Annotated in this window: 18 protein-coding genes; 7 read left to right on the top strand and 11 right to left on the bottom strand. The window is 47.6% G+C overall.

What is annotated here, in order from left to right; all coding sequences use genetic code 11:
• The first annotated feature begins 7 nt into the window (after positions 1-7).
• Entirely contained in the window at positions 8-1,123 is a 1,116-nt protein-coding gene (locus tag J07HQW2_RS11800; RefSeq protein ID WP_021055762.1) for a pyridoxal-phosphate dependent enzyme, read from the top strand.
• A 169-nt stretch (positions 1,124-1,292) separates the two neighbouring features.
• On the opposite strand, the gene J07HQW2_RS11795 is transcribed toward J07HQW2_RS11800, so the two are convergent.
• The 3 genes from J07HQW2_RS11795 to J07HQW2_RS11785 form a co-directional block, all read right to left on the bottom strand.
• A complete protein-coding gene (locus J07HQW2_RS11795) occupies positions 1,293-2,126 on the bottom strand; it encodes a protein-L-isoaspartate O-methyltransferase family protein (protein WP_021055761.1) in 834 nt (277 codons plus the stop codon).
• A 55-nt stretch (positions 2,127-2,181) separates the two neighbouring features.
• Positions 2,182-2,841, bottom strand: a complete 660-nt coding sequence (locus J07HQW2_RS11790; protein WP_021055760.1) for an HVO_0476 family zinc finger protein — start codon at positions 2,839-2,841, stop codon at positions 2,182-2,184.
• Between the two features lie 98 nt (positions 2,842-2,939).
• Positions 2,940-3,896 (bottom strand): aminopeptidase, encoded by a 957-nt coding sequence (locus J07HQW2_RS11785; RefSeq protein ID WP_048075271.1) that lies wholly within the window; start codon positions 3,894-3,896, stop codon positions 2,940-2,942.
• A gap of 143 nt (positions 3,897-4,039) precedes the next feature.
• Between J07HQW2_RS11785 and J07HQW2_RS11780 the strand changes: the two genes are divergently transcribed.
• A complete protein-coding gene (locus J07HQW2_RS11780; RefSeq protein ID WP_021055758.1) occupies positions 4,040-5,113 on the top strand; it encodes a type II glyceraldehyde-3-phosphate dehydrogenase in 1,074 nt (357 codons plus the stop codon).
• 77 nt (positions 5,114-5,190) lie between these two features.
• Here the strand turns inward: J07HQW2_RS11780 and J07HQW2_RS11775 are convergent, their stop codons facing one another.
• The 3 genes from J07HQW2_RS11775 to J07HQW2_RS18650 form a co-directional block, all read right to left on the bottom strand.
• Entirely contained in the window at positions 5,191-5,742 is a 552-nt protein-coding gene (locus J07HQW2_RS11775) for a metallophosphoesterase family protein (protein WP_021055757.1), read from the bottom strand.
• 133 nt (positions 5,743-5,875) lie between these two features.
• Complete coding sequence (locus tag J07HQW2_RS11770; RefSeq protein ID WP_021055756.1) at positions 5,876-6,058, bottom strand: hypothetical protein; 183 nt, start codon at positions 6,056-6,058, stop codon at positions 5,876-5,878.
• Positions 6,059-6,196: 138 nt separating this feature from the next.
• Entirely contained in the window at positions 6,197-6,580 is a 384-nt protein-coding gene (locus J07HQW2_RS18650; protein WP_303704328.1) for a M24 family metallopeptidase, read from the bottom strand.
• On the opposite strand from J07HQW2_RS18650, the gene J07HQW2_RS18645 reads away from it, so the two are divergent.
• Positions 6,579-6,941, top strand: coding sequence for a hypothetical protein (locus J07HQW2_RS18645; protein ID WP_021055754.1), 363 nt, complete (start codon positions 6,579-6,581; stop codon positions 6,939-6,941). The two genes, J07HQW2_RS18650 and J07HQW2_RS18645, sit on opposite strands and share 2 nt — an antisense overlap.
• Positions 6,942-7,637: 696 nt before the next feature.
• Here the strand turns inward: J07HQW2_RS18645 and J07HQW2_RS11760 are convergent.
• Together J07HQW2_RS11760 and J07HQW2_RS11755 are read right to left on the bottom strand one after the other, a co-directional pair.
• Positions 7,638-9,494 (bottom strand): UvrD-helicase domain-containing protein, encoded by a 1,857-nt coding sequence (locus tag J07HQW2_RS11760; protein ID WP_021055753.1) that lies wholly within the window; start codon positions 9,492-9,494, stop codon positions 7,638-7,640.
• A gap of 120 nt (positions 9,495-9,614) precedes the next feature.
• Positions 9,615-9,800, bottom strand: a complete 186-nt coding sequence (locus tag J07HQW2_RS11755; protein ID WP_048075270.1) for an HVO_0416 family zinc finger protein — start codon at positions 9,798-9,800, stop codon at positions 9,615-9,617.
• 180 nt (positions 9,801-9,980) lie between these two features.
• Between J07HQW2_RS11755 and J07HQW2_RS11750 the strand changes: the two genes are divergently transcribed.
• A complete protein-coding gene (locus J07HQW2_RS11750; RefSeq protein ID WP_021055751.1) occupies positions 9,981-10,451 on the top strand; it encodes a DUF7541 family protein in 471 nt (156 codons plus the stop codon).
• A 67-nt stretch (positions 10,452-10,518) separates the two neighbouring features.
• Here the strand turns inward: J07HQW2_RS11750 and J07HQW2_RS11745 are convergent, their stop codons facing one another.
• Complete coding sequence (locus J07HQW2_RS11745; RefSeq protein ID WP_021055750.1) at positions 10,519-12,048, bottom strand: carboxypeptidase M32; 1,530 nt, start codon at positions 12,046-12,048, stop codon at positions 10,519-10,521.
• Positions 12,049-12,200: 152 nt separating this feature from the next.
• Positions 12,201-13,355: a M20 family metallopeptidase gene (locus tag J07HQW2_RS11740; protein WP_048075661.1), complete on the bottom strand. Its 1,155-nt coding sequence runs from the start codon at positions 13,353-13,355 to the stop codon at positions 12,201-12,203.
• A gap of 183 nt (positions 13,356-13,538) precedes the next feature.
• Here J07HQW2_RS11740 and J07HQW2_RS11735 point away from each other — a divergent pair, with 183 nt between their 5' ends.
• Entirely contained in the window at positions 13,539-15,443 is a 1,905-nt protein-coding gene (locus J07HQW2_RS11735) for a PINc/VapC family ATPase (RefSeq protein ID WP_021055748.1), read from the top strand.
• A gap of 142 nt (positions 15,444-15,585) precedes the next feature.
• On the opposite strand, the gene J07HQW2_RS20060 is transcribed toward J07HQW2_RS11735, so the two are convergent.
• Positions 15,586-15,939, bottom strand: a complete 354-nt coding sequence (locus J07HQW2_RS20060; RefSeq protein WP_021055747.1) for a winged helix-turn-helix domain-containing protein — start codon at positions 15,937-15,939, stop codon at positions 15,586-15,588.
• Between the two features lie 118 nt (positions 15,940-16,057).
• Here J07HQW2_RS20060 and J07HQW2_RS11725 point away from each other — a divergent pair, with 118 nt between their 5' ends.
• On the top strand, positions 16,058-16,372 hold the full coding sequence (locus J07HQW2_RS11725) for an EMC6-like membrane protein (protein ID WP_021055746.1): 315 nt from the start codon (positions 16,058-16,060) through the stop codon (positions 16,370-16,372).
• A 4-nt stretch (positions 16,373-16,376) separates the two neighbouring features.
• Complete coding sequence (locus tag J07HQW2_RS11720; RefSeq protein ID WP_021055745.1) at positions 16,377-18,224, top strand: ribosome biogenesis/translation initiation ATPase RLI; 1,848 nt, start codon at positions 16,377-16,379, stop codon at positions 18,222-18,224.
• The last annotated feature ends 13 nt before the right edge of the window (positions 18,225-18,237 follow it).

Raw genomic sequence — 18,237 nt, 5'->3', positions numbered from 1 at the left:
AATTATAATGTCAGCACTTCCGATATCACTTCAATTATACTGTCATGCATGCGGTCGACGATATAATGATAATTGGGTATGGCGGTGTGACTGTGATTCACCCTTAGATTTTGCCGTTTCACAAACTCCAGACGGAGCACCACTTGAGCCACCAACATGGAGTGACATCACTGCTGGTCTTTGGACGTTTGCCGATCTGCTTCCAGTTGAACCTGCGGTCTCCCTTGGCGAAGGGTTCACACCACTTGTCGAATCAAAACACTGGGATGCTGAATTTAAACTTGAGTACGTCTTTCCAACCGGGTCGTTCAAAGATCGTGGAGCGACAGTGATGGTTTCTACTGCGACGAGACTTGGGGCTGACCGCGTTGTGGAAGATTCTTCAGGGAACGCCGGGGCAGCCGTTGCGACGTATGCTGCACGAGCAGGGATTGATGCTGAAATATACGTCCCGGCATCGATTAAACCAGCCAAACGACGAGTAATCGAGCGCACTGGGGCTACGCCGGTCAGTATCGAAGGTTCTCGCGAACAGGTCACAAAAGCCTGTGTTGAAGCGGTGAAATCTGGTGAGACGTGGTATGCATCACATGCGTGGAATCCCGCTTTCTTTGAGGGAACAGCAACATTCGCTTATGAAGTATGTGCACAGCGTGGGTGGAATGCACCAGACGCAGTCGTGATGCCACTTGGACATGGCACGCTATTTCTTGGTGCATATCGTGGCTTTGTGCGTCTGATGAATGCAGGGTGGATTGACTCACTCCCACGGCTTTTTGCCGCACAAGCGGCTGGATATGCGCCAATCGCAAGTGAGCTTCATGATGACTCAGCAGCGTCGACAGGAATAAACAACCGTGCTGATGGAATCCAGATTACAGCGCCTGTCCGTCATGGGCAGATTCTCGCAGCAATTGATGCCACCGATGGTGATGCAATTGCACTTTCTGCTGATGCTATCGATACAGCAGTTGATGCACTCCATACTCAGGGATTTTATACTGAACCGACTTGTGCAATCGCACCAGCTGCACTCGGTGTCTACCGTGATCAGGGAGTAATCACAGCCGACGATGATGTTGTTGTCCCGCTTACTGGAAGCGGATTTAAATCAACTGGATAGCAGGCTTCGACAGATGATACGATATTAAGCTAATAAGAATTATAATAATTTCTGTAATTAATACACTATATCATACAGAAAGATTCGGAAGATGCAACTAGAGCGGTTATTACCGAAAAGAGTCTTATGTATCAAATTAAGATGATCTCTGATTGAGGTGTTGTTATTGCTATTTTTTGTCCCAATCAATCCATTCTTGCTCCCACCCAGTTGGTGCAAAATATCCGCTCTCAGCAAATTCAGCGTCTTCACGGACCGTTCTGTTTCGTGCAAGACCCTCTCCGTTTTCACCCTCAACTAAGAGGGGATTGAACGCAACTGATCCCTGTTCTCTGAGTATATTTCCGCGTGCATCAACAGTCGAAAGCGTTTGCGATGGTCCACCCAATGGGATGACTAACCGACCACTGGACGTGAGTTGATTGAGAAGTGCCCTTGGTGGCTCAATAGATGCAGCTTCGACGAGAATTCGATCAAATGGCGCATACTCGGGTAATCCCTGTGCACCATCGCGTGCATCAACAAGGACACCCCCGTATCCGGCTGATTCAAGATTTGATCGTGCTGTATAGACGACTCGACGGTCAATATCGATTGCATGCACATGTCGTTCATTAACAAGCTCAGCAAGCACTGCTGCAGTGTACCCAACGCCAGCGCCGACAACAAGTACATCATCTGAGGATGTTTCAGTCTCACTCTCATTCCCGCTCTCACTCGCACGTGCACTATCACCATTTTGTGCCGATTCAGCTGGAATCCCCTGTGTGGTAGTATCTAGTTTGGTTGAGATATGCAGTGCAGTAAGCAATCGTGCGACTACACTCGGGGCGAGAATGGTTGTTCCAACATGCTCAGAAGAACTGTTCTGATAGGGTGCATCTTCAACAAATGGTTTCCGCGGGACAGTTCGCATTGCCTGAGAGACAGACTCAGCAACACTAATATCGAGTTTTGTTTCAACGCTATTGACCATATCCTCACGCAGTACCGCGGGATCCATATGAGTATAATGACAGGTGCGTCCTAATCAACCATACGCTCTGGCGATATTCAACTTACCACGCTGACCATGCAGATGTCGTCTGGTCAGTTCCATAGACTCGTTTGATATCCTTTGCATATACCATATCGCCATCATGATCAAGTTTTCCGTGTCTATACTCCGGAGCGCTATCTCGAACCTGAATTGCCTTGATTAAAAATTGTTCATCACCAAATGACATTGTCTCGCCGACTGTAAATTCATGATCTCCCGGTAGTTGAATTTCAAAACTCCGTGTCGATTCACGTGTTCCAGTCCCTTCCTTTGGATTGACAGTTGCACTGACGGCGACATTGTCGATTGCACGAGTCCAAATTGTTCTGATATCTACAACAGGTGCATCCTCAGCCCGTTGTTCAGGACCGATCTCAAGACCGGTGACTCGAACCAACATAATTGCAGCGTCACTATCGACAATGAATTCATCACCAACAGCAATTTGCTCTTCAGGTGATACTTCTGTTGTTGTCGCAAAGGAATCACCATCCTGTGAGATAATGACATCACGCTCGATTTTCTGTTGGGTCTCAGTCGAAACCTTGTGTACATGATCACAGGCGGTACAACGGACAGTATGTTGCCCTCCCCCTTCGCTAAGCACCTCGTGCACAGTCGGTTCCGAAGGCGAACAAGAAGGACACCCAACACCACGTCGGTTTTGTGACACACTCATATTTATCGATATCTTATCAATGGATAAAAGTCCGCCTTTCTGTGGAGTCGATACGATGTCTCACAGAACGACTCACTGTCTTTTACACTAAATGTTACTTAAGCAGGAAGTGATAGTTTTTCATCATCAACGTAGACGGTTGGATTTTGAATAATTCCATCAAGATGTAATGGTGCATCAGTCTCACCACCAATACCAGCGTTATCACCAATCGCAACGTGAACTGTTCCTGCAGCCTTCTCATCTAAGAGGACTGATCCAACAAGTGTATTAACACCAACATTTGTCCCAATCCCCAATTCGGCAAGATTGTATGCAGCATCGCCGACTGTTTCTGCTGCAGTCTCAATTTGATTACGAATTGCGTCATCGCTGATTTTGCTGACAGTTCCATCTTCCACGTCAAATTCCAGTGGATTTTCTGGGTCAACGCGACCGTGAGGGCGCATCGTTCCATCGACAACATAGCTGCCGGTCGCGGTTGTCGGCGCGGTGAATACTTCTCCAGCAGGGAGATTTGAGAATGCTCCAGCAGTGTCAATGGATCCGGTGTCTTGATACCACTCTCGTTCACCGGGAGTTACTCTGAGATCTGTTCCCGCAGGTGAAGTGACACGTATCTCATCTGCATCCGTAACCTGTTCATAAATATCGCGGCTGTGCTCACTGATTGTCTGATAATCAGCATCCAATCCTGCTGTAAAGACATCTTGTGTGATACCAGGAAGCGTTGCTCCTCTTGCCCCAGCATCACAAGCTTCTCCGCGCGCTCGGGTGTGACTGATACTTTTTGTTGTTGGTGCAAAGAATACATCCGCATTTGACATCGCCGTTGCAGCGAAGGCTGGTGGCTCTTCGCCATGCTGTGAGCCTGGAGGATATTGAATTAATGAGACCGTGTCTGTGACTGTCTGTGCTGCATCAAAAAGTGCATCGGCGATTGCACGGCGGTTGTGATCCGTGATAATAACACATGACTCCGTAGGTTTGAGTGATGCACACTTTTCAACGGCTGTCGTCGCCGCAGCAGCAAGTTTAGACTCAAATTTAGACATATCGCATAATGAGGGTGCCGTCGGGTTATGGATTCGGGTCATGATAGCTGCCATTCTTGACCTAACACAGTACTCGTCCAGTAGTTAATTTCTATCTGATATCTTCGAAATAATTATCCACGTGGTTAGTTGATTATACAATAATGATACGAGTGGGTATCAATGGCTATGGGACAATCGGCAAACGTGTCGCCGACGCTGTTTCGCTGCAACCCGACATGGAGGTCGTCGGCGTTGCGAAAACAAAGCCGAATTTTGAGGCCCACACCGCTGATCAGCGCGGATATGAGATATATGCTGCAATTCCAGATCGCGCTCCGTTATTTGGAGATGCTGGGGTTGAACTTGCCGGTGCGATTGATGAATTAGTTGCGGCTGCTGATATCATGATTGATTGCACACCATCAGGAGTTGGCGCGGAAAATAAATCACTATACGAGTCATATGAGACCTCAGCGATTTTCCAGGGTGGTGAAGATGCGGATATTGCTGAGGCGAGTTTTAATGCTCGAGCAAACTACGACGCGGCTCGTGGAGCGGATAGCGTTCGCGTCGTCTCATGTAACACGACTGGATTATCACGGATTATTGCTCCCCTCTGGGAGGCGTATGGGATTGACCAGGTTCGAACGACGCTTGTCCGACGCGGTGGTGATCCAAGTCAAAATTCTCGAGGTCCGATTAATGATATCCTTCCAGATCCAATTTCAATTCCCTCCCATCACGGTCCGGATGTGAAGACAATTTTTCCTGACCTTGCGATTGATACGCTTGGACTAAAAGTTCCAGCAACACTCATGCACGTACATGCGCTCAATGTGACGCTCAAATCCGATGTAACCGCAGCACATGTTCGGCAACTGCTTGAGGAGGAATCTCGCATCTATGTCATCAGTGAGGGGATGGGTATCGACGGTGCTGGAAAGCTCAAAGATTTCGCACACGATGCTGGGCGTCCGCGAGGAGATATCTGGGAAAACTGTGTTTGGGGTGAATCAATTGCTATCTCAGGTCGTGATCTGTACCTTTTCCAGGCAATTCATCAAGAATCAGACGTTATTCCAGAGAATATCGATGCAATCCGAGCGATGACTGAGTCAGCAACAGCTGCTGAGAGCATTGAATTGACAAACCGAACGCTTGGTGTTGGGATTACAGGCTCACCGATAGGAGTAGCCGAGACTGACCACTCTGAAGTTGAGGCTACAGATGATTAATCAAAATTCTCTTGAAGAGATAGAAACGCTATGATGATACGCAGGGTTAATTCAATTCGATAACGCATAATATTGGATTAATCGCTGTTATTGTTGATAGTATGAACTGTCACCGCATCAGTTGATACTGTATGGTCTGTATCAATGATTGCGACATGGTATGCATCATCAGCGCCTGAGATTGGAAGTCCACCTGGATTAACATGGACTGAGCTATCAGACATTTCGACCGTTTGGTTGTGTGTATGCCCACGGAGGACGTAGTCATACTGTCCACATTCGAGTAGTGCGTCGACAAGGTGTTCGCTCGTTCCGTGATATACGGCAATGTCAATCTCTGAATTAGAGTTGTTCTCGGTGGTTTCAAACGATAGATGGACACTTTCTCCATGATACGTCCCGGACCCGTTTTCGAAGTCTTCGATTGTTGATTCAACTGCCCACTCACCATCGTTATTCCCCCGGATAGCGTGGAACGGTATCTCAGTATCAAAAATTGAAGCAGTAAATGGTGAGACGATATCACCGCAGTGAATGATCATGTCAACATCAGCAGCAATGAACGTCTCAACAGCCCTTCGAGCTAATCTGAGATTATCGTGTGTATCTGAGCAACATCCAATACGCATCGTTGATAGATGTGTTGAATTTTAGCTAACTTGACAGTTGTCACTCATAATGATTATATTATTTTCAGTATGTTGAAATCGAATCCGATGTCGATACGTCCGAAGATACTGTGGGTTTGACATCCTCCTCGCTCTAAAGGGCGAGGATTCCACAAAGTGGATCTGCAGGTCGCGCGGTTCCTCGGGCTCGGGGTTCAAATACGCGTTCGCGTTTGCGTGACCCCTCGAAGGTTGCCACCGGGTTGTGACCAATGGTGTGCGTTCCAGCGCGTGTAGCTCTGTCAGAAGAGCCTTCCTCCTCGCAGACAGCGAGCATTGAACATGACTGGCTATTCTATTCTATTCTATTCAACCAGCGAGGTACACGGTTCGACTCGCCCGGAGCGTTAATCCGTACACGGCTAACCGTATGGGTGCAGATAAGACTGTGTTGGAATATCAGGTCGTGCTATCGTCAGTGGTTTGTCTGATCGGTTGTCGGTGTCGGATTCATCTCCGCGCGAAAGCACGGGCTTTCTCCTCGATTCCCGGTAAGCGACCGATTCACACAACCTGATGAATCAGCCTCGCCTCCAGCAATCGAAACCCCCTCATCATCAATAATAATCACATCACAAAGTCGAACACCACCATGGTTCAAATTAAATATTCCTGATGCGATCGCAAGGACAGTCCCAGGTTTCAGTGTTATCTCAGAGTCAGTGTATGGACACTCTTGTTGTGATAATCTAATACCATGCATCATAATATCAGCGTGTTCGGACTTTTTGCTTGAATCATCAGATGCAGTTACATCAAATCCGAGGGCTGCAAGTTCTGCGAGAGCCTCCTGATATATGCTTGTGAGTGATATTCCTGACTCGGCTGTCTCAAGTGCAGACTCAACAGCAATATGTGCTCGTCGCTCCTATCCGCCCTCACTCTCAATAACAATAGTTCGCCAAACAAGTCCATGGTATACATTTGGACAACGCGGGCAGACGCCAATTTGCACTGGGACACCGGGTCGTACTCGAACTGAAGATACTGAACCTGTTGGAGCGTCTCTTGATAATCTTGCAATCATCGACTCGGCTGCGATCACACATACGGATGCACAGTCTCCATCGTCGACGCCGCGACGAGCAACTTCAGCAGCTGCCATTCGCTCAAGTTGTTTTGTGGTAACTGATTTTCCTGTAGCATTACCTGCTCATTAGTGACAGTCACATCCGCGAGTTGTGTGTTAATCCGATCGATTGCTGCTAGTCCTGCAGACTGTGCAATTTCAATCGCTCGACGCTCAATAGTAGTTTTCTCAATACGAGCATCTATTACCGCTGATGTTGATCGGAGTGTGTGCCTTGCTTATTCAAAACGCACAGCGCTATCATCTGAAATTGTCGCTGTGAGATAAAATGTCTGTGTGTCTATGCAGTCTGTATTTTCCGGTTTTTCTGTGTTCTCTGTGTCTTTTCTCCGCGCCAAATCGAGGATAGTCGCTGCTTGGACACCTACTAAATTGAAATCGCTATATCTGAATTAATATCATTAGTTCCAAGCGCATCGCTGACAGCAGTTATTTTGTTATAATTTATTTCTGTGTTATTAGATTTAATTTGCTCACTGATGATAGAATATTCTGTTCGCACTGCCTATTTAGCTGCTTTTGATTCTGCTCAAACTACCGGTTATAAGTTTGTATGAACGTATGCACTGTCATTCGTGGATGGTATCGCAGTTAGGTATCGAAATGATGCTGGAGGGGACTTGGTTTCAGTAGTATTGACAGTAACAAACCCAACTGCACCATGAGGTTCAATGGCAGTCGCAGCAGGTGTTCTGATCGGCGGGACGACAATCTGCGGATCGTCGGCACAATGTAGCGTCAGTAATACATTTAACAGGCGTATTTGTCACGCGTCTGGTTCAGGGGCTGGCACTGACTCCTCTTGAGTCTCTGCAAGCAGGTCATCAACGGATTCATGACGAGTCTCATTATGAAGTAAGACACTAATTGGAAGGGTTGGTGCACCTCCAACAAGATTCTCAAGTAACACGAGTCGTTCACGGGCACGTGACATGCCAACATAAAATACGCGCCGTTCATTGTCTGTAAGAATAGGTACCGGATTGGTTCGTGATGTAAACTCATCAACACCGGGAACTGTATCTTCATCGACAGATGCAGCCATCTGCTCAACGACTTTTTCTGTCAGATCAGTCGCAACAAACACATGATCTGCTTCACGACCCTTCGCAGAATGGATTGTCCCGACACGAACCTGGCTGGGGTCCATTCCGCGGTAGTCGCCACTGAAATATGCCTCGACAGATTTTCGCTGGAATGAGGTCACTTTCCTAAGCATGTCACCGGCTGCGGCTGTATCCGGAGCGAAAGGTGCATGATCAGAGATCACATCGGGCTCAATGGATATTTTTGCTAAGTCATCGACGTCAGCGGCTTCCTGTTGATCATCGATGAAATCAAATAGTGCATCACGTTCTTTGGTGCCAAACGCAGACGTCTGAAACATATCAGCAAGTCGTTGTGCCTGAAGTCCAGTCAGCGTCTCATCGCGATCAAATCGTTCGATTCCGTGAACATACTGTGTAAGACGATCCGTCCACATCCGCTGGTCAGTGAGCGCCGAAAATGGCATTCCTAACGGAAGGAATTCATCAATAAACTGGAACATCTGATATCGAGCACGGAATAAGATCATTAACGTTTCTTCACCGTCGCCTCGCTCAACGGTGTGACGAACATTACGTGCGAGATCAAGCATTGATGGGGACTCGATTCCCTCAACATTGCCCCCTTCCTTGCGTGGGTGAAGATCTTTCTCTTGTCGCTTGTCGATATGTCGGATCTCTTGATTAACAACACTAAGTACCTTGGATGGGAGGCGGTATGAATTCGGGAGTACAACATCCTCATCGCGATCAGCATCAAGTAACAGATTTGGATCAGCTCCCTGCCAAGCATATACAACCTGATCATCGTCACCAGCGATGAGCACGCGATCAACAGTTGGCTTCCATTCCTCATAGATATCGTACTGTAGCGTGGTGATATCCTGAAATTCGTCAATCACAAGATAATCTACTTGCGGGACAAGTGAGCGCTGCTTCACCCGTTCAAGCATATCGGCGAATCCAACCATTCCATGGTCAGATTTGTATGATCGCCATGCCTGAATGACATCTGGGACATGGATACGATCATCATCAGATGACCATGTTGGTGTGTATTTGTTTCCTTCCTGGGCATTTGGATCAATATCAGGTGGAAGCCGAACCTCTTCGACATTCCACTGAAATGGAACGTCATACCAATCAGCTACATCACGTCGTGTTCGCTGAAGCCACTGACTGGTGGCAATAATTTTATTCCCAAGCGTTGTCGATCGCGCTGTTCGGCGACCTGCACCGCCATACTTATCTTCGAATTCGATGCCATACTCCTCACAAAATTCCTCTTTATCGCTATCATCGACGACATCACTCCGTGAGAGATCTAATAATTCATAGGCTTTGGCGTGCATCGTCGCCACATTTCCCTGAAGCGCGCGCGGAGAAATGTCAAGCCGTTCAGCAAGTCGTTCACGCACCTCTGCGGCTGCAGCCCGTGTATACGAGACAACGAGGATATCACGAATAGTGACATCATCCGCATCAAGAATCTCGTCAACCTCATCAAGTAACGCAGTGGTCTTCCCACTGCCAGGACCACCAAACAATCGGGTCACTCCCGGGTCAGCATCGCTCATTGTACGTATATACGCTTTTATTAGTGATAAACCGTGTGCTTCTATACTTATCGCGAATATGAATAACGGTTCATTTAAACAGAAGTGACGTTCGTGACTCTATTTGAGTGAATAGTAATACTAGACTGACTCTGGAGTCCACTCACAGACAGAACACACCGTTGCTGACGTATCGTGCAGTGCACCACAGTCAGGACACTGTTTTTTATTATACGATTCCTCCCAGCTAGCGGGCTCTACCTCATGCCCACGGTCACTGAGGAACTGATCAAACAGTGCGTCATCGGGGGACGGTGATGATGCCATACACATCATGGTATTCGTTACCATTACTTATCCTTATCGCTCATTCGGATCAGTCCATTTGAACGAAGTAAAAGTATGTAACCAATTCGGCGGCTTGCTGTTAGATCAATTATTGATGAATACACTCGCCACACGTATTCACGCGCAATGGTCTTGACAGCCGAAATCATAGCATCAATAATGAATTTTACTCCCTCACGCGATTCAGGCACCAGCCACAGTTCCAATTCTTCCAGTGGCAGAGATATTGATTCTGGTCATAACGCAAGACCGGACCCGGACCCAGATCCGGATGCGACTGGCATTTGGCATGCATTTGTTCCACTTGGTCTCGTTGCCGCAGAAATCGGCGTGCTCTTTGATTTTACCCCCGTGGCTGTTGGTGGACTTGTTCTCTTCGGACGAAGTATTGCTGGTGTTCTCGTTGAGATGCGTTTTGCTCGGGGACCAACCCACTTACTCACTGGTATCGGAATAATCTATACGCTCTCCGGCAGCGGACTTGTTTATCTCTTTGGCGGAGCACCCGGGGCATTTGAGTTAGGATTCCGTGGGATTGCACTTGCTGTCGCAGGTGGGGTTACTGCCGCACTCGCTGCATGGCGGTGGTTCGAAGCTGAGACCGGTGGAAGTCCGGGTATTGGATCCTGAAAATTACTAATCACTATCAGTTATACGCGATTATTTTCAATTCCGTTATTAATTTAAGATATAGATATTATAACGGTGTATGGAACTCTTGATCAAGACTGTATAATGATGCATATTTTTTGCTCACATACGATACAAATGCGTCTGCAGTAAATGATGACCCAGTCGCTTGTTTGATAAGTTCGTCTGTCTGATATCGTGCCCCATGTTGGTGAACATTTCTTCGAAGCCACTCACGCAGCTCATCAAATGATCCAGCAGCAATTTTGCCGTCAAGATCGGCAATCGATTCCTCAGCAGCAGTGTATAGCTGTGCAGCCATTGCTGATCCAAGTGAATATGTTGGGAAATAACCAATATTTCCGTGACTCCAGTGAATATCCTGAAGGCAGCCTTCAGCATCTGTCTCGGGCTGGATTCCAAGATACTCCTCATATTTGTTATTCCAGATAGCTGGGACCTCTGCGACATCAATGTCCCCATCGATCAGCGCACGCTCAATCTCATACCGGATCAAAACATGCAGATGGTATGTTAATTCATCTGCATTAACGCGAATAAGATTATCCTCATAGACCTGATTTGCGGCTTCATATGCTTCACGAACGCTCAATGAATCTGTCTGTGGGAAGTGTTCATTCATCTGTGATAACAGCACATCCCAGAACGCACGTGAGCGTCCAACGTGATTTTCCCATAATCGTGACTGTGACTCATGAACCGAGAGATCGCGGTCCTCACCAAGTGGCGTTGCGTATGCATCGTCTGATAATCCCAAGGTATAGCTCGCATGACCGAACTCATGGATAGTCGAAAATACCGACCCAAGCGGATCAGTTTCATCGAATCGCGTCGTGACTCGGGCATCAAAGCTTGTTCCCATCGAAAATGGATGCGGGGCTGTGTCGAGTCGGCCCCGTTCCCATGGGTATCCAAGCGTCGTCAAAACGTCTCGACAGAGCGCCTCTTGATTCGCAGACGAGTACGTGCCCTGTGTAGTAAATGCATCCGTCGCCAGTGTCGTCTCCGAAGCACGAATTTCATCAATCAATGGGACAAGTGTCTCACGGATGGTTCGCAGAACTGATTCTACGTGATCGAGTGAAAGATACGGCTCAAACTCCTCAAGCAAGACTGCATACGGATCACGGGTAGAGTCGATGCAGTCAGCGTATTCGCGATTGAGTTCGACATGTCGCTGTAAGTACGGCGCGAATGCATCGAAATCATCGTCTGCTTTTGCAGATTCCCAAACAGGGAGTGCCTCCGAGGCTGTCTCTGACATCTCAGCAATGAGTGATTCTGGGACTGCTGTTGCGCGTTCGTGTTTTCGCCGTATTTCCCGGACAGTCGCTTTCTGATCAGATGAAAGTGAGTCGCTATTAGCACGCAATGTTTCGAGTGTATCTGCAATTATATCATTAGTGAGTGCATCATGTGCGACAGTTGAAAGCGCTGAAAGCTGTGCTGTTCGAGCTGGAGTTCCATCCTCCGGCATCGTCACCTGTTGGTCCCATGAAAGCACACCTCGTGCATGTTGAATATTTGATACGTGCTCATACTGCTCGCAAAGTGTCGCATATGCATCTGCCGACATTATTAATGGATACCACGGTAGCATAATCAACCCACCGCTCGTTGAGAAGTTGATTAAAAAACCGAGTGTCTAATCGTTTTAATCCGGATAACAGTGGCTCCAGCTAATATCCAGGGATTTGTTTGTACCGATACACTGGCAATCTTGAGATATCAATTGGATAGCCAGTACTCATTATTATCAATATATTGTTGCGATGGAACAGTGCGATATATATCATAGCACCGTTCGATAGCATCAATTGAAACGCTCTCCTCAGCGGTGTGTGCTTCTCCCGGCTCAGCAGCTCCGACAATGACACAGGTCGTTCCGGCTTCTGAAAGCCATCCAGCATCAGTTGCATGTGGTTTCGTCACTTGTGTTGGCGTTCCTGTTTCCTCCATGTGTACACTTGTCGCGACATCTGTCACAGCAGTAGCAAAGGCTGTGTCATCACACGCCATTGGTGGGAGATCCTGGTCAATATCCCAGGTTACGCCCTCAATAGCCGCTTGTTCAATCGGGACACGCTTGCCAGGCACGGTTCGCTCGTCGATAGTCACATGAGAAGTTTCGGGAATACTGTTCCATTCAGTCCCCCCATCAACCTCAGTGACAGCCAAGCTTCCATTAATCTCTGTGTCTTCGACAGTGGCAATAGGTACATCAGCAGCGAGTTCTCGAAGGATGTCAATAGCATCCGAGGCACGATAGATAGCATTTACACCGCACTCAACTTCGCTCGCATGTGCAGCTTCACCGTGTGCAGTGAGTGTTGACCCCCGTCGTCCTTTATGTGCAATGACAATATCTGTTTGACCCACCCCAGCGTAATTCGTCGATCCCTCACCGACGATCGCATATTCTGGGCTGAACCCATCATCAATCGCCGCCTGTGCACCGATACCACCATCCTCTTCGCCAGTGAATGAGGCGAATACAACTTCAAGATTATCAACAGGGGTTGTATCACGAAACGCAAGAAGAGCAGCGGCAAGTGACCCCTTCATATCTGCTGTGCCGCGTCCATATAATCGCCCACTCTGCTTTGTCACTCGATACTCATCGTCATTGATCACTTGCTGTTCGTGCGGGTCAACAACGTCATGATGTCCGATAAGTGCAAGTGACGTCGAAGCTGAGCCTCCGGCCCGTTGAGCGATGATATTTCCGCGTGAGTCCCGCCGTACCGTTGCATCGGTATTAGTTTCAATCCAATTTTGAATGATGTCACCAACAGCAGTTGCGTCATGATGGCTTGGTGTTGAGACGAGCGTCTGCGTAAGTGAGATCAGCTCATCGCGAGTGTTCGTATATTGGATGGACACATTATGATGTGCTGTTGCATCGTAAAATGTCTCAGGATGATATATTACATTATTTTGACAGCATCCTATTTGAAGCGCAAACACAGATTTTGAGATATGTGCTCTATATTTCTGACTGCTACACGACGGTTAATTTTAATATGATGTCGCATCCTTATCCCGCTGCCACACTAAACAATAGATATGAAAGTAGTTCCGGACACGAGCGCGGTCGTTGACGGTCGCGTGTCCGAACGCGTTGAGTCGGCAGAGACGGCGACAGTTATTATTCCGGAAGTCGTCGTCAGTGAGCTTGAATCACAGGCGAATAATGGACGTGATACTGGATGGGACGGACTTGAAGAGCTGCAAGAGCTTGCATCCCTTGCTGATAACCGCGAGGTTGAAATGCAGTATGTCGGGGGAGGGAACGCCCCAGACAATACGGCAAACAGTGATGCTGCGTCAGTTCATAACGATACCGCGGATATTGATGCTGTTATCCGTAATGTAGCTGATATTGAGAATGCAACGCTTCTGACAAGTGACGTTGTCCAATCGGAGGTCGCGAAGGCAAAAGGAATAGGCGTTGAGTACGTCGAGCCTCGCCCCCGAGGGACTGTATCCACATCAGCTGATCTTTCCATCGAGGATTTCTTTGATAAGCAAACGATGTCAGTGCATCTCAAAACCGATACTGTCCCAAAAGCTAAGCGTGGAGCGATTGGTGAAATGACTTATCAGCAGATTGCTGATACTCCGACCGATGAGCCAACAATGAAAGAGTGGGCAGACGATGTCGAAGCTACAGCACGGAGTAGTTCTGATGGATTTGTTGAGCTTAGCGAGCCAGGAATGAAGATTGTTCAATTCCGCGATTATCGTATTGCTGTTGCTCGACCACCATTTGCAGATGGGATTGAAATTACTGCAGTTCGTCCGGTGGTAAAAACTGATCTCGATGATTATGAGTTTGCGGATGATCTACGAGATCGGCTTGAGGCTCGCCAGCGCGGCGTTCTTATCTCTGGATCACCAGGAGCTGGAAAGTCAACATTCGCACAGGCGGTTGCAGAATTCCTGACCAATAATGATTATGCTGTGAAGACGATGGAGAAGCCTCGTGATCTTCAAGTCGATGATGACGTGACACAGTATACTGCGCTTGGTGGTGATATGGCGAAGACAGCCGATTCATTGCTGCTTGTACGACCGGATTATACGATTTATGATGAAGTCCGAAAGACCAAAGATTTCAGCGTATTCGCCGATATGCGACTAGCTGGTGTCGGAATGGTTGGTGTCGTCCATGCAACACAAGCGATTGATGCGCTTCAACGACTTGTCGGTCGTGTTGAACTTGGAATGATCCCACAGGTTGTCGATACAGTGGTGTATATTGAGGATGGGAATATTGACACGGTCTATGATGTTACAACAGAGGTCAAAGTTCCAGAAGGACTTGCAGCTGAGGATCTGGCACGACCAGTTATTCAAATCTCAGACTTCGAGACAGATATTCCGGCTTATGAGATTTACACGTTTAATCGACAGGTCATCACCGTGCCATTAGATGATGAATCAGGTCAAGAGGAAACCGGAGTTGATCGGCTCGCACGACAGGAGGTTGAGCGGGAGATCCGTTCAATCGCTCGCGGGCACGTTGATGTCGAAATAAAAGGGCAAAATGATGCTATCGTATACGTAGATGAAGATGATATTTCATACGTCATCGGCAAGGGCGGTGGGCGCATTGCTGATGTCGAAGATCGTCTTGGGATTGATATTGACGTGCGAACACACGAAGAAAATTCAACAAATCATCGAGGTGACGGGGGCGCACAGGCGGCTACCTCAAATACCAGTAACCATCAAAATACGGCAGATGGCATGATGACAGTCACGCCTGAAGTTACATCCAGGCATGTAGTTGTTCGGCTTGATGAACATGTTGGGGAGACCGTTGAAATCCGTGCGGATAACGAATATCTGTTTACCGCAACTGTTGGTCGCGGAGGAGACATTCAGGTTTCACGTGGAAGTGCCATTGCTGATGATCTTGAGGCAGCTATCGACCGACGAGCAAAAATTAGTGTACATCCGACATAATGCGTTTTAATAACTGAGTGTATCGCTCCTCAATTCGCTCGTGTCCAAAGAATAATTGATTTCTGATACTACTATCAGCTCAGACGATCACGGTTATACTCAGAGTTCCCGATTCTTAGAATAGATATGAGATGTATCTGCTTTACTCAGCGTGGCGGGGTCCAACCTCTGAGTCTGAGTCCGAGTCCGAGTCCGAGTCCGAGTTGAACGATGATGATGTCGAGTCTGATTCGCCACCGTCAGTGCTAGTTGCTGCCTTTGGAACAGCTTCCGTGAGTTGATATAGATTCTGTCGGGCATCCGCAAAGTAGACATCCTCATCAACGATATCAATATCTTCGAGCCGTTCCAGCGCATAACGAACGGTTCGCGCTGAAAGCATCGATTCTTCAACAATCCCTTTTTGCGTGAGGGGACCATCGTATTCGAGCACTTTAAATACCAACTTTGCACTCGGTGGGAGGTCATCAAGCCTCTCCTCCTCTCCCTGAGCCATTATACGATAAGGAGGTAATGAATCGGCATAAACCTTCGCGAGTCGTACTCAACGAACTCAGTATGTATCGGCACCAGCGGAACGAACGGCTTTTGATGCACGATGGTCGAAATGATATATGGCTACGGAAACGGGTCGCAACCTGTCTGGTCACCTTCGGGGGATCACAGTCACGACGCTTGCTTGTCTTGCCGGCGTCATTGCTGCGATTGCATCTGGACAGGTTATCGGTACCAGTGTCGCTGCTGCTGGGAGTCAACAAACCCTAATACTGGTTGGTGCGTCTGTGCTGCTTCAGTTCCCAGTGCTACGAGTCGCTGGTATTGATGTGAGTGACTTTGGCGCGAAGGATTACCTTTATGTGACGTTTATGACATTTACATTATGGTTCATCACATTCAGCATTCTTTTGACTGAAGGGGTTACACTATAGAACAATGGCGGACGATAGCATTGCTGTTGTCGATCTTGATCGATGTCAACCTGATCGGTGCAACTACGAGTGTGCAAACTACTGTCCGCCGAATCGAACGGGTAAGGAGTGTATTGTTACCCGTAGTGATTATTATGATGAGGATGAACCATTTGAGGGAGATCCGAACCAGATTCGAATCTCAGAGGACGTTTGCCTTGGGGAAAGCTGTGGTATCTGCGTTGAGAAATGTCCATTTGATGCCATCGAGATAATTAATCTTCCAGTCGAACTTGAGGATGAGCCCGTTCATCGATACGGCGAGAATGCATTTGCGCTCTACGGGTTACCAATTCCTGATTCCGGCACGGTGACGGGGATTCTCGGACCGAATGGGATTGGAAAAACAACTGCTGTTCGTGCACTTGCAGGTGAGTTAGTTCCAAATCTTGGTGAATATACCGCAGAGACAACTGAGACAGCGACATGGGATGCTGTTCTCGAACGATATCGGGGGACAGAGCTACAGACATACATCGAGCGAATACGCTCAGATGACATTTCTATTGCACAAAAGCCACAGTATGTAGACCAGATCCCCGGACAGTTTGACGGAACGACTGGTGAACTGCTTGAATCAACAGATGAACGGGGTGCACTTGATTCATACATTGATCGTCTTGGTATCAGACCGGTTATTGATCAATCACTATCTACACTATCCGGTGGTGAGCTTCAACGTGTTGCACTTGCGGCGACACTCGCTCGCGACCGTGATTTCTATTTCCTCGATGAAGTGTCACCATATCTTGATATCGGTCAGCGTGTGACTGCTGCTCGATTAATTCGTGAACTCGCAGAAGATGCCGATCGTGCGGTATTAGTTGTTGAACACGACCTTGCGATTCTTGATCTGCTTGCAGACTCACTGCACGTTGCATACGGTGAACCCGGTGCCTTTGGTGTTATTACGGACCCGAAATCCGTTCGCAATGGAATCAATGAGTATCTCAAAGGATTCCTCTCAAATGAGAATATGCGGATTCGTCCGGATGAAATTGAATTTCAGGAACATGCCCCCCGCAAAACAGCGAAGTCTACACCGCTCGTCGAGTATCCAGCACTGTCGAAGTCATATGGTACCAATGAGTTCTCACTCGAAGTTGAATCGGGTACAATCTATGAATCGGAGGTTCTTGGTGTGGTTGGACCGAATGGAATTGGAAAGTCAACGCTTGCAAAATTATTCACCGGTGCGCTCGAATCGGATCCAGATAGTGAGTCGCTCTCATTCCAACTTGATATCGCATATAAACCACAGTATATCGAGATTGACCAACCGATGCGTGTTGATGCGTTTCTTTCATCGATCACAAATGATTTTGGCACCTCATACTGGAAGACTGAGATTTCACAGCCATTACAGTTAGATCAGATTATGGAGCGTAATCTTGATGACCTCTCCGGTGGCGAAAGGCAGCGGGTCGCCATCGCAGCATGTCTGTCTGATGATGCTGATCTATACGTCATGGACGAGCCATCCGCGCACCTCGACGTTGAACAGCGAGTTCAAGCAACATCAGCAATCCGACGCTATGCCGAAAATAATGATGAGACCGTTCTTGTTATTGATCACGATATCTATATGATCGATCTACTCGCTGACCGGTTAATGGTATTTGATGGGCAACCGTCCGAGTATGGATATGCAAGTGCTCCACAGGAAATGCGTGCAGGAATGAATGATTTCCTTTCGGATCTTGATATTACATTCCGTCGTGATGAGCGAACGCAACGCCCACGTATTAATAAACCAGGATCACAACTGGATCGAAGTCAAAAACAGCAAGGCGAGTATTATTACTCTCCTTAATAACTGTTCTGTT

The sequence above is a fragment of the Haloquadratum walsbyi J07HQW2 genome (assembly GCF_000415985.1).
Taxonomy (GTDB): Archaea; Halobacteriota; Halobacteria; order Halobacteriales; family Haloferacaceae; genus Haloquadratum; species Haloquadratum walsbyi_B.
The sequence above is the reverse complement of the archived record's forward strand: the minus strand, read 5'-3'. Positions and strand labels throughout refer to the sequence as shown.

Bases quoted from the DNA above. Each gene is read 5' to 3' on its own strand.
- J07HQW2_RS11770 (WP_021055756.1), bottom strand. From the start codon at position 6,058: ATGCTCGCTGTCTGCGAGGAGGAAGGCTCTTCTGACAGAGCTACACGC.
- J07HQW2_RS11795 (WP_021055761.1), bottom strand. From the start codon at position 2,126: ATGGATCCCGCGGTACTGCGTGAGGATATGGTCAATAGCGTTGAAACA.
- J07HQW2_RS20060 (WP_021055747.1), bottom strand. From the start codon at position 15,939: ATGGCTCAGGGAGAGGAGGAGAGGCTTGATGACCTCCCACCGAGTGCA.
- J07HQW2_RS11790 (WP_021055760.1), bottom strand. From the start codon at position 2,841: ATGAGTGTGTCACAAAACCGACGTGGTGTTGGGTGTCCTTCTTGTTCG.
- J07HQW2_RS11760 (WP_021055753.1), bottom strand. From the start codon at position 9,494: ATGAGCGATGCTGACCCGGGAGTGACCCGATTGTTTGGTGGTCCTGGC.
- J07HQW2_RS11725 (WP_021055746.1), top strand. From the start codon at position 16,058: ATGGCTACGGAAACGGGTCGCAACCTGTCTGGTCACCTTCGGGGGATC.
- J07HQW2_RS11720 (WP_021055745.1), top strand. From the start codon at position 16,377: ATGGCGGACGATAGCATTGCTGTTGTCGATCTTGATCGATGTCAACCT.
- J07HQW2_RS18645 (WP_021055754.1), top strand. From the start codon at position 6,579: ATGCTTGTGAGTGATATTCCTGACTCGGCTGTCTCAAGTGCAGACTCA.
- J07HQW2_RS11785 (WP_048075271.1), bottom strand. From the start codon at position 3,896: ATGTCTAAATTTGAGTCTAAACTTGCTGCTGCGGCGACGACAGCCGTT.
- J07HQW2_RS11800 (WP_021055762.1), top strand. From the start codon at position 8: ATGTCAGCACTTCCGATATCACTTCAATTATACTGTCATGCATGCGGT.
- J07HQW2_RS11780 (WP_021055758.1), top strand. From the start codon at position 4,040: ATGATACGAGTGGGTATCAATGGCTATGGGACAATCGGCAAACGTGTC.
- J07HQW2_RS11775 (WP_021055757.1), bottom strand. From the start codon at position 5,742: ATGCGTATTGGATGTTGCTCAGATACACACGATAATCTCAGATTAGCT.
- J07HQW2_RS11745 (WP_021055750.1), bottom strand. From the start codon at position 12,048: ATGTCGGCAGATGCATATGCGACACTTTGCGAGCAGTATGAGCACGTA.
- J07HQW2_RS11750 (WP_021055751.1), top strand. From the start codon at position 9,981: ATGAATTTTACTCCCTCACGCGATTCAGGCACCAGCCACAGTTCCAAT.
- J07HQW2_RS11735 (WP_021055748.1), top strand. From the start codon at position 13,539: ATGAAAGTAGTTCCGGACACGAGCGCGGTCGTTGACGGTCGCGTGTCC.
- J07HQW2_RS11755 (WP_048075270.1), bottom strand. From the start codon at position 9,800: ATGGCATCATCACCGTCCCCCGATGACGCACTGTTTGATCAGTTCCTC.